This is a genomic window from Pseudomonas sp. UBA4194 (genome assembly GCF_002379585.1).
Taxonomy (GTDB): Bacteria; Pseudomonadota; Gammaproteobacteria; order Pseudomonadales; family Pseudomonadaceae; genus Aquipseudomonas.
Genome location: NZ_DFUE01000046.1, coordinates 30,953 through 45,198, shown reverse-complemented (window position 1 = coordinate 45,198; position 14,246 = coordinate 30,953). Strand labels below are relative to the sequence as shown.

At 59.3% G+C, this 14,246-nt stretch carries 21 protein-coding genes and 1 pseudogene; all 22 read right to left on the bottom strand.

Annotation, left to right across the window (positions count from 1 at the left end; all coding sequences use genetic code 11):
* Positions 1 to 6: 6 nt before the first annotated feature.
* Positions 7 to 339, bottom strand: coding sequence for a phage tail assembly protein (locus B3397_RS12165; RefSeq protein WP_296250330.1), 333 nt, complete (start codon positions 337 to 339; stop codon positions 7 to 9).
* Between the two features lie 51 nt (positions 340 to 390).
* On the bottom strand, positions 391 to 906 hold the full coding sequence (locus tag B3397_RS12160) for a phage major tail tube protein (RefSeq protein WP_296250328.1): 516 nt from the start codon (positions 904 to 906) through the stop codon (positions 391 to 393).
* Between the two features lie 48 nt (positions 907 to 954).
* Complete coding sequence (locus tag B3397_RS12155; RefSeq protein ID WP_296250326.1) at positions 955 to 2,127, bottom strand: phage tail sheath protein; 1,173 nt, start codon at positions 2,125 to 2,127, stop codon at positions 955 to 957.
* Positions 2,128 to 2,285: 158 nt separating this feature from the next.
* The gene (locus tag B3397_RS12150; RefSeq protein WP_296250323.1) at positions 2,286 to 2,690 is read right to left on the bottom strand and encodes a tail fiber assembly protein; all 405 of its coding nucleotides are present in this window, start codon (positions 2,688 to 2,690) and stop codon (positions 2,286 to 2,288) included.
* 763 nt (positions 2,691 to 3,453) lie between these two features.
* A pseudogene (locus B3397_RS12145) lies at positions 3,454 to 3,925 on the bottom strand (phage tail protein); the annotation flags it as partial.
* On the bottom strand, positions 3,922 to 4,533 hold the full coding sequence (locus B3397_RS12140; RefSeq protein WP_296250321.1) for a phage tail protein I: 612 nt from the start codon (positions 4,531 to 4,533) through the stop codon (positions 3,922 to 3,924). The pseudogene B3397_RS12145 and the gene B3397_RS12140, both read right to left, overlap by 4 nt.
* Positions 4,530 to 5,444: a baseplate J/gp47 family protein gene (locus B3397_RS12135; protein ID WP_296250319.1), complete on the bottom strand. Its 915-nt coding sequence runs from the start codon at positions 5,442 to 5,444 to the stop codon at positions 4,530 to 4,532. The genes B3397_RS12140 and B3397_RS12135 overlap by 4 nt, the downstream gene beginning before the upstream one ends.
* Positions 5,441 to 5,794, bottom strand: a complete 354-nt coding sequence (locus B3397_RS12130) for a GPW/gp25 family protein (RefSeq protein WP_296250317.1) — start codon at positions 5,792 to 5,794, stop codon at positions 5,441 to 5,443. The genes B3397_RS12135 and B3397_RS12130 overlap by 4 nt, the downstream gene beginning before the upstream one ends.
* Complete coding sequence (locus B3397_RS12125; RefSeq protein WP_296250314.1) at positions 5,791 to 6,336, bottom strand: phage baseplate assembly protein V; 546 nt, start codon at positions 6,334 to 6,336, stop codon at positions 5,791 to 5,793. The genes B3397_RS12130 and B3397_RS12125 overlap by 4 nt, the downstream gene beginning before the upstream one ends.
* 83 nt (positions 6,337 to 6,419) lie before the next feature.
* Positions 6,420 to 7,856 (bottom strand): KAP family P-loop NTPase fold protein, encoded by a 1,437-nt coding sequence (locus tag B3397_RS12120; RefSeq protein WP_296250312.1) that lies wholly within the window; start codon positions 7,854 to 7,856, stop codon positions 6,420 to 6,422.
* A gap of 78 nt (positions 7,857 to 7,934) precedes the next feature.
* A complete protein-coding gene (locus B3397_RS12115) occupies positions 7,935 to 8,387 on the bottom strand; it encodes a phage virion morphogenesis protein (RefSeq protein ID WP_296250310.1) in 453 nt (150 codons plus the stop codon).
* The gene (locus tag B3397_RS12110; protein ID WP_296250308.1) at positions 8,384 to 8,863 is read right to left on the bottom strand and encodes a phage tail protein; all 480 of its coding nucleotides are present in this window, start codon (positions 8,861 to 8,863) and stop codon (positions 8,384 to 8,386) included. The genes B3397_RS12115 and B3397_RS12110 overlap by 4 nt, the downstream gene beginning before the upstream one ends.
* Positions 8,860 to 9,072, bottom strand: a complete 213-nt coding sequence (gene lysC, locus B3397_RS12105) for an Rz1-like lysis system protein LysC (RefSeq protein ID WP_296250306.1) — start codon at positions 9,070 to 9,072, stop codon at positions 8,860 to 8,862. The genes B3397_RS12110 and lysC overlap by 4 nt, the downstream gene beginning before the upstream one ends.
* Entirely contained in the window at positions 8,969 to 9,412 is a 444-nt protein-coding gene (lysB, locus tag B3397_RS12100) for an Rz-like lysis system protein LysB (protein WP_296250304.1), read from the bottom strand. The genes lysC and lysB overlap by 104 nt, the downstream gene beginning before the upstream one ends.
* Positions 9,409 to 9,615, bottom strand: coding sequence for a hypothetical protein (locus B3397_RS12095; protein WP_296250302.1), 207 nt, complete (start codon positions 9,613 to 9,615; stop codon positions 9,409 to 9,411). Before B3397_RS12095 ends, lysB begins: the two co-directional genes overlap by 4 nt.
* Positions 9,612 to 10,451 carry an N-acetylmuramidase family protein gene (locus tag B3397_RS12090; RefSeq protein ID WP_296250300.1) on the bottom strand — a complete coding sequence of 280 codons (840 nt, stop codon included), beginning with the start codon at positions 10,449 to 10,451 and terminating at the stop codon, positions 9,612 to 9,614. Before B3397_RS12090 ends, B3397_RS12095 begins: the two co-directional genes overlap by 4 nt.
* Positions 10,448 to 10,771 (bottom strand): phage holin, lambda family, encoded by a 324-nt coding sequence (locus B3397_RS12085; RefSeq protein WP_296250298.1) that lies wholly within the window; start codon positions 10,769 to 10,771, stop codon positions 10,448 to 10,450. Before B3397_RS12085 ends, B3397_RS12090 begins: the two co-directional genes overlap by 4 nt.
* Positions 10,772 to 10,828: 57 nt before the next feature.
* On the bottom strand, positions 10,829 to 11,038 hold the full coding sequence (locus B3397_RS12080) for a tail protein X (protein WP_296250297.1): 210 nt from the start codon (positions 11,036 to 11,038) through the stop codon (positions 10,829 to 10,831).
* Entirely contained in the window at positions 11,038 to 11,502 is a 465-nt protein-coding gene (locus B3397_RS12075; protein ID WP_296250296.1) for a head completion/stabilization protein, read from the bottom strand. The genes B3397_RS12080 and B3397_RS12075 overlap by 1 nt, the downstream gene beginning before the upstream one ends.
* Positions 11,503 to 11,600: 98 nt before the next feature.
* A complete protein-coding gene (locus B3397_RS12070) occupies positions 11,601 to 12,305 on the bottom strand; it encodes a terminase endonuclease subunit (protein ID WP_296250294.1) in 705 nt (234 codons plus the stop codon).
* A 2-nt stretch (positions 12,306 to 12,307) separates the two neighbouring features.
* Complete coding sequence (locus tag B3397_RS12065; protein ID WP_296250293.1) at positions 12,308 to 13,312, bottom strand: phage major capsid protein, P2 family; 1,005 nt, start codon at positions 13,310 to 13,312, stop codon at positions 12,308 to 12,310.
* A gap of 39 nt (positions 13,313 to 13,351) precedes the next feature.
* Positions 13,352 to 14,194, bottom strand: coding sequence for a GPO family capsid scaffolding protein (locus B3397_RS12060; RefSeq protein WP_296250292.1), 843 nt, complete (start codon positions 14,192 to 14,194; stop codon positions 13,352 to 13,354).
* Positions 14,195 to 14,246 lie beyond the last annotated feature (52 nt).

Genomic DNA, 14,246 nt, shown 5'->3' with positions numbered 1-14,246 from the left:
CGTCGTCTACGCAACGAGGGATGCATCCACCTTCGCCGACTTCGGCAACAAAAAACCTGTCACCGCAGTGGCCATTTGCACCAAGTCCGCTGGATCCATCTGGCCAATCTCATGATCAGTCAGGGCTGGAGCGGTGATGCGTGGCAGCACTTTGCGCAGGGCCAACACATCCATCTGCAGAAGATCGGAGAGGCTGGTACCGCGCAGCTCGCCTGCCATAGGTTTGCGCAGGGTCACCTCGGTGATCTCTACGGTGCCGCGCTTGATCGGCGTGTCCAGGTCAATGACTTCCTGATTGGGATTCTTGGTGACTAAGGTGTCTGTGGTTTCGGTGGTCATGGATATCGCTCACGAATAGGGGGAGCGCCGGATCTGGCCGGCGCAGAAGGGTCAAATACCGAGTGCTTTGCGATGCTCAGCGAGGCGGTCTTCACCATTCACGTTGAAGATGAAGTTCAGCAGATCGATCTCGATCTCGACGTTGTTGTCGATGCTGAGCTTGTAGTAGGTGCAGCTGGTGGTGAACTTGTGCTCGGTATCTTCGCCGGCTTCGGCGTCACCCATGTCGATCTCTTCATGGCGGCCCCGGACGACGACCTCCACCGCCGAAACGACGCCGGAATCGTCTTGCTGCACCGAACCGGCCCATCGCAGCAGGATGCCGCTAGCCGATACCGCGCCGTACTGACGCAGCGCGGTAAGGTCCCAGCCGCCCAGCGTCCATTCCATCTGGATGCCGTCATCGCTATGGCCAAGGTCTACTTTCACAGGACCGTCCATGCCGCCGCCGCGGAATGACTCCAGCTTGCGCCCCAGTTTGGGCAGGGTAACGCTCTTCGACTGGCCGACGTAGCTGTTGCCGTCGTTGAAAAGAACCATGTTCTTGAGTTTCTTAGGTAGGGCCATGTTGGCGTACTCCTACGGCGCGGCCGCAGCCGCGCATGTGAATGGGGATCAGGCAGTAATGCGGCTGGCGAAGTCGACCAGAAAGCGATCGGTGATGCGCTGGCGCAGAGTGAGGTCTTCCAACGGCGGGACTGGGGTGTAGTCGTAGTCCAGGAAGAGCTTGCCGGCCTTGAGGGTGTCCTTATCGTTGGCAGCTTCGTCGTACCAGCACGATGCGCCAATCAGGTACCCGTTCCGCACCAACTCCCGGAACTTAGCGTTGATGCCCTCGATGATGTCCCGCGCCAGACTCGGGTGCAGGGGCTTATCCACCGCCCAGAAATGAGCCTCGGCCATCGTGTCGGCCAGTACCTGTGCGGTTCGGGTATAACTTTCGAAAGCGAACAGCGGGTCGTCACTGCAGGTCCGCGAGCCCCAGAAGCGGAACCCATCACGGCGGATCAGTGTGGTCACGTCGGCAGCATTCAGCAGGCCCGCGTCGGTGGCTGGGTTTTGCAGATCCCAGTACACATCTTTGCTCAGACCTGTTACGCCGTTGACGCCAACGTTAGAGAGCGTCTTGTGCCACCCGGTTTGCTCATCGATCTTGGCGCGAAGGCCCAGGGCCCGTGCAATAGCCGACGCCGGGGCATCTGCGTTGGTGGTGGTATCCCAGCTGACAAAGTCGGGCCAGATGGTCATCAGCTCACGTGCACTGAAGTTCTCGCGGTATGCGATCGCTTCGGAGGCGGTCTCGCACTCCCATGCATTGGCATAGGCGAACCCGCGCAGCTTCTGTGCGATCGCCGCCAGCTCAGTGGCAACTGGCAGTGAATCCAGGCCCGGAACGCCGAGGATCCGCGGGCGCACGCCCAGTTGGGCTTCTGCCGCCAGCAAGGCTTTGAGGCCTGTGTACTGACCACCAGCGGTCACGCCGCCGATGATGTTGCTGGTGGTCGCTGCGGCGTCGGCCCCTTCGGCCACGCGAATTACGACAGTGACAGGGTTGGCCTGGTCTGCGATAGCGTCGAGGGACTTGGCCAGCGTGCCTTTCACACCTGCCTTGCCACTGGCGGTGAGCACGTCGGTCAGCAGCACCGGCTTGTTCAAAGGGAAGGCGGTAACGTCGGCGTCCTCAGCTGTACAGACCATACCGACCACAGCAGTTGCGACGGTACGGATAGGGCGAGTGCCTTCGTTGATCTCGACGACGCGGACGCCGTGATGATAGTCAGTAGCCATTGGGGGTTTTCCTGCGCGTTGGTGGCGATAAAGCACAGGGTGACGCGCGCGCGATGTGGCGGCGAGGAGGGTTGTGTGTAGCAGAGCTATCTACATCGCATGAACAAAAACGCCCCAAAGGTACTGGGGCGTATGGCTTCCGGCGATGAGCCTTTAACTTAGATAGGTAGCTCGGGCCATTCGGGCTTAGCTGTAGTGAGATCGATCGCCTTCAATTGCCTGCAGTAGGCCTGCCACGCTTTTGCCTGCTGAGTCTCCTCATCATCCGCATCCCCGAGCTGCAACGAGAGCAGTAGAGGTGTCATTGCCTGGGAAGCCTGAGCATATAGCTGAGCGTAAACACCGGAGTTTGTGGCAAGAATTTCTTGAGGTGTAGGTAGGGGGGTAGCCGGTACCGGCGGCGGCAAAAATTCGCCATCGGTGTAGCTGCCTCCGATCATCGCATCGTCCGGAGCCTGCACCACAATTGCTCCTTCGGGGGCAACCCATTGGCCATCGCCGTTCCACACAATGATGTTGGTGATCTTGCCAGTGCTGGCGTTTGTTACGGCGTAGTTTGTCATGCTTACCACTCCAGAATAATTAGTCCCTGCGAGCCAGCGCCGCCGGCGCCTCCATTGAAAGGTCCTCCGGTATTGGTCGAGTAATGGCCTCCACCGCCGCCACCGCCGCTTCCGTATCCAAACGAATCGCTACCCGCGACCCCATGGGCGGTGCTCGGTCGACCACAGCCACCGCCACCTCCGAACGGACTGGACGCACCCATTCCCCCCGACCCCGACGCAGTGACCTGTCCTGCATCGTTTCCGTAGCTCCCCGCCGGGTAACCTGTGCCAGCACCGCCGCCTCCTGAATACGTCGACGACACGGGCACAGACCCATAGCCACCGCCGCCGCCCGTGAGTTCTAACAAGCCGGACGTTGCTCCCAGGATCATTGAGTTACCACCGGAGCCGCCGTTGCCGCCACCTGCTACGGACATCGTCCCACCGATCCCCCCAGCACCTAGGGTGATCGTCAGATTGGCCCCGGCGACCACGGGAATCGGTACGCGCAGGATCGACTGGCCTGCGCCGCCGCCGCCGCCACCGCCACCATAGAAGGTGTTATCACCACCTGCGCCGCCCCCACCACCTCCACCACCAGCGCAACCACTTGCCCAGATAGTCGTCACGCCTGCAGGCACAGTGAAGGTACCGCTAGACGTATAGCGTTGAATACCCTTGAGTTTACGAAGGGATTGCTTGACCCGTAGCGGGGTCATCAGGTGCAAGTTGTTTTCGCCCGCACTCGCTTCTTGCTCGGTAGCTAGGAGATCCAGGAATCGCTGGTCCACGTAGGAACGGGTAGCCAATACAACCGACGGATCGATCTTGAGCTCGACATTCGAGGTGTTCGAAACGATCAAATTGACCCGAACAACTTGGGTACGCCCGGATCCCTGAGTGAGCAGGGGTTTGAATGAAGGCGCGCAGTTCGCAACAGCGACAAGATCGTTGCCCTCGTCGTATAGACCAATCTCCCGAATCCAGAATCCACCTACTTCTGCAGGGATCACTTGCTCAGCGATGATTATTGATGCGTTCGAGGGGTCTACTTTGAGTTGATTAAGAGGCGCGCGCCGCCGCTCGTTGATCAAGCCCTTCTGTGCAGACGAAGGCACTGGATCATTGCCATTTGCGTCACCGACGCCCATCTGCGTGATTTTCCAAGGGATACCCAGAGCGTTTGCGTTGGCCTGCTTGGCCGCGCCGATATCGGTCAATGTTGCAAAGAATTGTGAGTTCTGATCGATCATGAATATACGTCCAGGCTGTCGATGGTGTGTTCACGTCCACCGCGGCCTATGACGCCCGACACTACAATGTCGTGCTGCACTGGCGGGTACACGTCGATTTCGTCGCCTTCTGAGATGGAGGCGCCGATGAAATAGGGGCCTTGGGTGGCAAGGCTTATCGCCAAGCCAGTGAGCTGCCTGCTTACGGGCTTGGCGTCATCGATCAGCCAGGAGAGCTCCTGGTACATCTCTTCGGTAATGCCCGTGTCGAGCACCCCAACCTTCAAAGCAAATGTGCCGGGGGTACCTTCAGGAACTGTTTGCCACCACTCGACTACCTCGATCAGGTAGCCCAGTGGCTCAACCACCCGCCTCAGTGCCCCGATCGTCCCTTTGTGCGAATGAACGAAGTGAGAAGATTTGATGACTTGGCGCTTGGTTGCCTCCGACCATGATGAATTCCAGCGGTCGACGGAGAATGCCCAGGCTAAATAGGGGAGCAGCTCGATAGGGCACAGATCAGGGTTGATGAGGGTGCGAATTGGCACTGGCACGCGCTCGATCTGAGCCGCAGCCTCGGCCGCAAGTCGCTCGAGCTCTATGGCGTTGGGGGGCAACAGTGCTGTCATGCGGATGTACCTGGTGTAAGCGTATAACCAGTGCAATAGGCGGCTTGGGATGCTGTCGGCGCTAGGTCGACCCAACCTTCCAGCACTACTTTCCTCATACCCTCAACGTGAAGCGCGGCATGCACTGCCGATTCGGATACTTCAACGCCCAGCCGGCGACGCTGTCTGATGAATGCTTTTAGGCTGGTTTCTGCCGCAGCCAGAATGGGGTCAGCTTCAGGGCCAGAGCTGGCGGGGTAGAGGATTGCATTGATTGCGTAAGGCAAGATTGTTGCCGCTTGGACGGTGAGCCGATCGGCGACAGGCCGGCGGTCGTCGTCACTCAGATACGTTGACACGATATCCAGAACAGATTGGTCCAGGCTGCCGTCACCCAGCAGTCCCTGCACAGTGACGACGACTACTGCCGGAGACGGGCTATCTGCGGTCGCATCCGCTACGCGACCATCAGCGCTGCGTGCATGCAGGATGTAGCTGTTACGCGGGCCAGCGGTCGAGAGTCCTTCCCAGGCCATCTGCGCTCGTTCCCGCAAGCTATCGTCAGACTCCATAACTGCAACGATAGGAGGCACAGCCGCGGGATCCGCCGGCGTAACGGTCAGCCTGGAGACATTCACATTACCGGCAAGCTGCTCGAGGTCAGTTCCCCGCGCTTTGGCCAACATCATGGCCAGGGACGCTTCATTCACCCGCTGACGCCAAAGGGTCTCACGATATGCGTTCTCCTGCAGGAGCTTTGTAAGCGGCTCGGACTCCAGCGCCAAGGTGGCTGCCACTTTGGCTCGCTGCACCGCTGGCCAGAGGCTAACGGCGTATGCCTTGCGCTCGGCCAAGATCGTTTCGTAGTCGATTTGCTCGACCACGGCTGGATCTGGCAACTGAGCTAGATCGATGGGCGTGAAAGTATTCATGCAGTGGCTCCCAGTGCCAGCGGCACTCTCAAACTAAGGGGCTCATTGCCGTCGACGCGGCTGCCCTCGATGTCCAGGTAAGCCTGACCAGGGCGTTCGCCCAGGTTCAGCTGGATCCGACTGAGGCGGATCCGTGGTTCCCATCGCATGACAGCCATGGCAGTGGCGGCATATGCCAGAAGGCGCGTGCTGTCGTTAAGCGGCCAGTCGATGAGGTCCGCAATTTGACTGCCATATTCGCGACGCATGACACGGGTGCCGATCGGGGTGGTGAGAATGTCGGCGATGGACTGAATGAGGTGCTCGTCGTCCGTGATGGTACGACCGGTTGTGGCGTTCATACCGATCATGGGATAGGCCCATCTGAGGTGCCGTTGCCGCTTTGTACGCCGGACGTTCGGTGCTTGGTGAGGCTGATTGCCATTGGACCCGCGACCACGTCTTCGGTGGCGGTGATCAGCCCGTCCACATCCAGGTCACCGATCAGCCGCATGCCACCGGGTACGGTGGCCACAATTTTCCCGCCGGCTGGCAGCGTGGCAGTGAGGGTGTGGTTAGCGGTGTCGTAGTCGATAACTGCGCCATCACGGTAGCGGCGCCGATGACGGGTACCGCTGGTGTCAGGAGCAGGAAACTGGTCGCTGTACAGACCGAAGATCACGAATCCGGTCGCCGGATTACCAGAGGGCGAGAGGATCAGGCACTGCTCACCAACGCTAGGCGGATCCCACTCACTGTCCTCGCCGGCACGCAGGGCGAAGAACGGCAGCCAGTCAGTGAGCAGGCCCCCCGTTTTCACGCGGCAACGTGGCCGCTCCAGATCGATTTCGGCGATGGTGCCGCCGCGGATCAGGTTTTCAAGGCGTCGGAGGATGTCGGTGAGTTGGTTCATGCATCGAGCGTGACGCTTGCGCGTGCGGGTTGCACCAAATCTAAACTGTAAACAGGTCCGTTACATCTGCTACAGAAGCCTGCCTATTCCATGCTATAAGCCAAATTAACAAACGTTGGATAGAGCTTCATTCGCTCAAACTCGTTCGCAAACTCCATGATCGCTGTGGTGACGTATTGCAGTTCCTCATCAGTTGACCTCCGCGCAGTTTCTTGCGCGTTATTTCGACCGTTCCTATACAGACCTATATAAGTTTCGAAGATTGCATGCACGGAACGACTGACCGAACCAAAATATAGGTACCTCGCAGGGTATCTATCCATGAGATCAGCAATAGCACCCGCATAGCTGCCCGAAAACGAGGTAGAGTATATATCTGGGGCCTCAATTTTAAGGAAGACTAGGTATGCTGCCCAGAAGAAATGAAAAGGCTGATTTGATAACCCGCTCTGGACCGCCTCTAGATGGCAGATGATTTTATCCAAGTCTCGAAGACTTGGCTTAAAGGTATTGGCAAGGGACAGTATGACAAGCTGTGATTCAGTGATCTCGATGTCGGCAGCCAGCTCCGTATCTGGGTGGGGCATGCTGTTTGGTAAATTATAAGCGTGTGATGGTCTACCCAGCCTAGTGTATCGCTTGCGCAATCCTAAGGAGACCATGTTATCACGTTCAAAATGTATACATTTAGCTTTGATCCACGATGTGAAATCTATGTTGGATAGGCTGTATTCTCTGTCGAAGAATCTTCTAAGATATTTTCCTGAGTCAAAGCCATTACCGTATACAGCGCGGACTGCCTCGCCAAGCTGGGAAGTATCGGTGGCTATGATGAAGCGGCAACTGTCGACGTCGAATAGATGCTTAATACGCTCGAGGAGTTCAATAGCAAATGTCGGCCTGCACCTGTCGAGTTCGTCAATGTAGATATACGCTACCTTCACGCTTCCGCCTGTAGCGCATTTTTCTGCTGCCTGCCTCAGAAGCTTGTTGAGTACGTGCTTAAAATCCTTGACGGTTGCGAGCGTTTCTTTATTGGATTTTATGAGTTCCTCGACGGCCTTTTCCGCAGCATCGCCCAACTGGTCGTTATCAATGATATCAGCGATTATGCTGAGCTCAATACCTGTGAATTTCTTGAGGATCCCTTTTGCTAGAGCAGGCGTCGCGGCTACTAAGGTTTTTGAAGCCTTTTTAGTGAAATCCTTAAGCACATGTTCTGCGTCGCTTTGAAATCCTATAATGTCTTCGAGTTGATCGCGAATCGTCGACACTAGTGATACAAACGCATCTCCTGAATAATCGGCCTCCCATGCATTAAAATAGATACAGGCTCTGCCTTGGCGGAACTCTTGCTGACTCCAATTCCGCAAGAAAAAAGTCTTACCGGTGCCCCAAGGGGCATTAATGTTCAAAACCTTCACCCTAGTATCACCGTCCAGATACGAGGTCAAAAAGTTAGCGATGCCCTTGCGTTCCATGTGATCATTTGCCCATGGCTCACCAGATAGTTCGATCATTTTCGCTTCCGTTGCTTAGGGGATATGAGTGGATTATCAGGTGGGCAGCGGGAACAGGCAATGGGACAGGATGATGTGTTAGCTTTTTAGATGTTGCATCAACAAGTCACTGACGTTCTTGGCATCCTGCAGGGCGAATCCCAACAATTCCCTAGGGGCATAACGAACATCGGGCTGCCCTCGGGCTGGCCGATCCTTCATACCGTAATGATGAACCCGTGCTATGCGGGATACACGGCCTATAAACTCGACGGCGGCGCCGGCATTGGTGGACTGGACACGCATATAGCGTGCGGTACGCAGCTTGGTGAACATCTGAGCTTTGATACGCCCCTGCTTCTCACGCAGCACCTTGAGCTTGCGAGGCGCGAAGGGGGTGCCGTCAGGCGATCGCTGGGTTGCGATGCGCTTCTGCTGGCTTCTGCGCAAGTCGCGCGCCACGTTGCCCATCAACTTGCGGCGCTCGCCCGCATCAAGTTTGGCCAGCAGGGCGCCGGCCCACTCTTCGAGCGCCTGCAGGTCGCGGCTCAAGTCGCTCCCCACTGTACGAGATGCTCGCCTTTCAGGTAGAGCGCGAGGGTATCAAGGGGGAACAGATCCTCGTCTACCTCAGGCTCGGCAGGGTGATCGACCGAGAGGGCGCCGGTCTCCATGGCTTTCACGATGACTCGTTCGGTCAGCGGAAGCTTGATCGATAGGTCGACCTTGCTGTTGTCCAGGATGTCCGCTTCGAACTTGATGGCATCCTTCCCGCGGTCGAGGTTCTCCATCAACTCGCGCTGGTTGACCTTCACCCACGCCAGCAGTGGAATGGCGACGGCATCGGGGTGGCCGGCGTAATCCGTGAGAATGATGTTAAGGGTGTAGGAGTACTCGAATGACAGTCCTTCTGCAGCAGTGCTGCGCATCGTCCCGTTGTCGATGAAGATAAGTAGGCGATCGGGATCGTGTTGGAGCTCGGCCACCAGTCGCAGCAGGTGCTCTCGAAGCGATGCGGGCTTGTTCATGGTTTGGCCGCCTCGTTCAACTGGTACCGGTAAACGGTGTCGATCTGCGCGGCGCAATCTGCCCACGCTGCTTCGATCTGGTCCTGGTCGTTGAGCAGTTCGCCGTTAAGGCGTGGCGCCGTCGCCGGCAGCGTGCACGGCACCACGGCCGGACATCCAGTCGCGATAACCAGCGGCGCCGATGATGGCGGGGCGCTCGCGCAGCCCACGAGCAACGTCAGGCAGCAACTGCTGAGCCCAATCGCGAAGGTCTTTGTTCTCACGGGTCAGTTCCTCGATTGTTTTCTGGCGGCGGGCCAGGCCGGTGCGTAGTTCGTCCTGGAGCTTACGCAGCCCGACCTGGGCCGCGCGCTCGTCGTCCAGGGTAGATCTGAGCATGACCGCCCGGGCGGTGCTCAGATCCGCCTCAGTGGTGGCCGTGTCAGCGCGCTGCTGAGCCAGCTCAGTGTTCTTGTCCGCGGCTGCGATGCGTTGGCTCTGGGCCCAGAGCAAGAGTGCCAGCGCCCCGAGTAGGGCGAGCCCGTAAAGCACTTGGCGTACGGTGCTCATGCCCGGTACCAGCCGGCGGCGTTCATCGCCGCTTTATCCACATGGCGGATCTCGCCAATGAACACGATGGCTTTGATACCCGGTGTGGCCACTGCCAGCGCTTCAGCGAATGCCCTGGCCACCTCCGGCATGGTCCCGGCCGGGAGCTGGAACACATCCCCATGGGCGGGGTTGAGTTTGCGAACGTGGTCGATATCGATCATGCCGCCTCCAAGGTGGCGCCGGCGGCCGCGTGACGGTCGTACGCGCGCTCGAGCTTGGTGTCGTACAGGTTCCGCAGGTAGTCCGGCCCGTTATAGCCCTTGGCGAACACAGGCCATTTCCGGGCCTTCAATGCCTTGTGCAGCACCGGATCCGCTTCAATGAAGCGGACGAACGCCTCGAACTGCTCGTTTTCGCACTGGGCCATCCGCTGTGTAAAGTCTTGGACGCTGGCGTAACCCAGGCGCATGGCGTGGTAGCCCATGATCTGGAAGGCTCCCCAGCTGGCTGACTCCAGAGCACACGTGTCATCGATGAGGCGGGCATTGGCCAGGCGCTGGTGCTCGGCGGTCCCGCCAACGTAACCACCTGGCTTCGGATTAACGAGACTGGGCTGGGCGATGGCCAGAGCTGCAGCACGCTGCTGCAGCGTGGCCACATCGTCGCCCGGGTGACGAGGCTCCGCCAGGCGGCGATACATGATGTGCCGCTCGTACAGGATCTTGGGCTTGCCGTTATCCAAAAAGCCTGAGCCCTGGCTTTCCACTTCGTTGACTGCGAGGACCGTGGCCAGGTCTACGCCCAGGCGGGCCGCTGCAGCAACAAGCGTTGCGTTGCGCAGTAGCGACGAGCAGCTGTCACCGACGAGTGCGGCCTGCGTCTTGGTGCCGGCGATTCCATCAGCCACGAGGCCGACCTGCGCCTGGAATACTCGCACCGCGGCTTCAGTGACGTCGCCGTATTGCCCATCCACCGAAAGGTTCCCGCCGGCCTGGTTGAGCCGGTGCTGCAGCTGCTTTACGGCCAGATTGCGGTCGCCGTGTCGAAGTGCGCTCATACCTGTTCCGCCTTGCGCTTGAAGAATTGGTTGGCCATGGCCCGTGTACCCTCAACGCCGAGGAGTCCGATGACGCCGCCGAAGAAGGGGCCTGTTGAGAGCGGGATCCCGATCAGCGAAAGACCGTTGCTCGCCGCAACAGCTAGTAGCCCGCATAGCGGCGCTTCAAGCAGCACCCGTCGCCAGCGGCCTCCGCCATACATGATTCGCAGTGTTGCGATCAGCGCCGCGAGGAACCCGGCGTATATCGCCGGCCAGTTGTGTTCGAGCCAGGTCGCGAACCAGGCCCAGGTATCCGGTTTGTCAGGCATTTTCGTCATTCCGATATCCGGTGGTGATTGGGGTCCGGTCCTTGGCCTGGGTGTGGTCGAGGCGAATCAGTCCCATAGATTCACCATTTGGGTTTGCTCTGCCTGGGGCGCGACCTCGGGCAAGGTCACCAGCGTGCCGTGAGGCAAGACGGGCCCCAGATCTGCCAGCCCAGGGTTGGCCTCAAGCACGGCTTCCGTTACGCCGGCGGTGCGGCCGTAAATACGCCAACAGATCAAGTCCACGGTGTCGCCCTGCTGGGCCAAGGTAGTGGCCATCAGATGAGGTCGATCGTTGAATGCCCAATGCCCAGCAGGTTGCGGATCGCAAACCGGGCATCGCGGCGGAATTCATCTACGGACGGAGTCAGTTCGTCCGCGTTCTTGCTGCCTTCTGCGGTGCTGTCGTAGCTGCGGTACCGCTCGGCAAGCTCGGCGCCGGCGGTGCAGTAGATCGCCCGCTTGTACTGCCAGACCCACTTGCTCTGGCCCTGCACTTGCGGGGCAGGCACGTCGGCCAGGGTGATATGGCCGCTCACCAGGTGCGAAGCCTTCAGTTGCTCCAACTCGGCATTGACCTCGATCAACGCATTGACGGTGGCCACTTCGAGCCGGACGTCCGAAACGCTGCCGTCCATACGAATGGCTGCGCGCAAGTTGTTACCGTCGATATCGGGCCAGAAATCGTCGTTGGTGATGGGAAACGGCTTGGTAGGGCTGCCGTTGGCAAGGAATCCGCTCATATGTCACACCAAAGTCGGCGGTGACCGGGGCGTCACAGCAAGGAAAGGAGAAACCTGCTGATCAGCTCCGGGCCGCCGGGGTTGCGGGGTACGCTCTGTCAGCTCCCAATAGGGGGAGCAATCTTTTTGAGGAGGCGCTCGGCGCCATCCAGATCTTTCTTGCCGCCGCAGCTGTTGTTCAGCTCGATGGCGCGTTTGAGCAGCTCGATGCCGGCGCTAACCTGCCCGGGTTGGCCCGGTTGTTCAGCGGTTAGGCCCGTAACTGTGGCCCGGCCGGTGGCCAGGTACAGCTTGGCGCGTGCCTCATCGGGCATGTCCTGTTCTGCGGTCAATTCCATGGTGCGATGCAAGGTGGCTAGGTCGAAATCGCCATTGGTTTTCTGAGCTTTGAGCGCCGCTTCCGCGACCTCTTCAGCGATCAGGCAGCCCGTGGTGCGTTCGAAGCGATCGGGCATCAGCAGGCTGTGCTGCAACACATACGCTGCGATGTCGAGCGCGCCGGCGTAGTCCGCCGCATCGATCCGCCAGATCATGATGGTGGTGAGTACTTCGTCCTGGGCGCCGTTGCCGCCCTCGAGCACACCCTGGACATACGGCTCGTACGCGGGGAGAAGCTGAAGCTTCAGCGCACACTTGCCTTCGGTGGACTGGATCTGCTTGAGCCGTAGGCGGTCCTGCAGCAGCTGGGCCAGCTGCAGTTCATAGGCCGTCCCTCCCGCCATCGTGAGAGCCGGTGGAGTGGCAGCGGCCTCCACCGCCGCGAGCACGCGGCGCTGGTGACGTTGAGCGAGAGAGAGGCCCATGGTTACGCCGCCTCTTCGATGTTTTCGACCAGGGCGCCCAAACCGAAGTCTTCCACGACGTACGCTTCGTTCGAGGACTGGTAATCGGCGATGCGATCGCGTTCCGGTTCTTCCTTGGTCATGCGACGACGCGCGCCGATCTGGAAGTAGATGGACAGGTTCTTCAGGGTGGTGATGAACACGCCACCATCAATGAAGAATGGGGCGTCGACCACCGGCAGACCGCCCAGGGTGCCGTTCGCGATGATGCGGGCTGCGGCCAGCTCGTTTTCGTTGTCCGCAGCGCCTTCGATGTTGGCGAGGAACTTGGAGTGCAGCAGGTTCCGATCGACCAGGACCACGAGATCTGGGCGCTTGCGATGCCATGGATCCAGCAGCTGGATGGCGTCGTAGACCAGGCCGTCCAGAGTCTTGTAATCACCGGTTGGGCCGATGGTGATTTTGCCAGCCACCTTGCCGCTGCTCAGGACACGTGCCGGGGCCTTCGTGCGGTACTTCTCCAGCCAGCCGATATTCACATCTTCCAGCAGCGGATTGTTCACCCGATCAGTGTCAGCCGCGACCGACTTGCCATTGAAGCCAATCATGATGCGATCCAGGGCCTGTTGTCCGACGATCGCATTGGACAGTCGCGCCTGGAAGTCTTTGAACTTGGCCCAGGCATCCAGCAGTTGGTACTTCACGTAGGTGTCGAAATCGGTCTTTTTGCAGCTGTAGGTATCGCTCTTGAGCGAACTGACGCTGCGCGGATCGCGCGCCTTGTTGGAGGTGTCGGTACGGCCGGCGATAGTGGAGCCAACGCTCAGCAGGATGGCCTCACCTTCCTGCTCGTCGACGCCAATGATGTTGATCTGCTGCAGGAAGGCGCTCGATTCCTGGATAGCGGTTTCCAGCGTTTGCTGGACGGTCGGGGTGACGGTGAATTTCTCGGCGGCGGAGCCTACGGCGTTCAGTGCTGCGACCTGCTTGGTGAAGCCGTTGAAGGCAATTCGAGTTTCGTTACGCATGGTGTTCTCCGGGTAAGGCGATAGGGGGCGGTCGCGGGATCAGTACGCTGTCAGCACGGCACCATCGCCGCCGGTAACGGGCGGGCGCTGGGTTTGGCTGTGATCGACGGTAGTACCGAGGCGCTCGAGCAGTTCTGCGAAGTCGGTGCTCAACTTGTCCTGCTTTTCCTGCAGGGTCCTGAAGGAGGTGGCCTGAGTAGATGCCGCCTCGGCTTGCTCGGCTGCGTGGGTGGCCAGCGCCTCGACCGCTTCGTTCAGCTCGGTGAAGTTCGCATCGTCCTTCGAAGCCTTGGTCTTGCTGCGACCGAGCAGATCGTTGACGCGAGCGAACAGACCTTCCAGTTTGCTCGGGTTGTCGTCGACCTCTTCGAAGTCCAGCTCTACCTCAACCGAAGCGGTGAACATGTTGTCCGGATGCTGCTTGCGGGATTTGTAGGGGTTGGCGTCGGGGTTCTGCGCGGCAAAGGACAGCACGTCGGTACCGAGGCTGGCAGGGCTGTCGGTGACCCCCAAGCCCACCAGGTACGCTTTGCCGCTGTCTGCGAATTTCTCGGAGACCTCGATGCTGGTGTAGATCTTCTGTTTGGCCTTGTTGAGGTTGATCAGATCGGGGGTGGGCTCGATCTGGGCAAACAGCGCCAGACGCTTTTCGCCGCCGACGTCGACCTCTTCCGCTTTCACCGCCACGACATCGCCGTAAGCACGGAAAGGGCTGTCGGCCACGGTGCTACGGATGTGCTCCATCCAAATCCGGGCACCGTAGACGGTGGGGTTGTAGCTGGCAGCCATTTCCTGAATCCAGGAGGCTTCGATCTTCCGGCCATCGGAAGTTGCGCCGGCAGTGGCGACGCGAAACCACTTGGAGCGGAATTTCTTTTTCATTCGAGATGTCCTCAATGCGTGGGGCGGCGTTCTGCCGTTGCGTTGAGGTGCA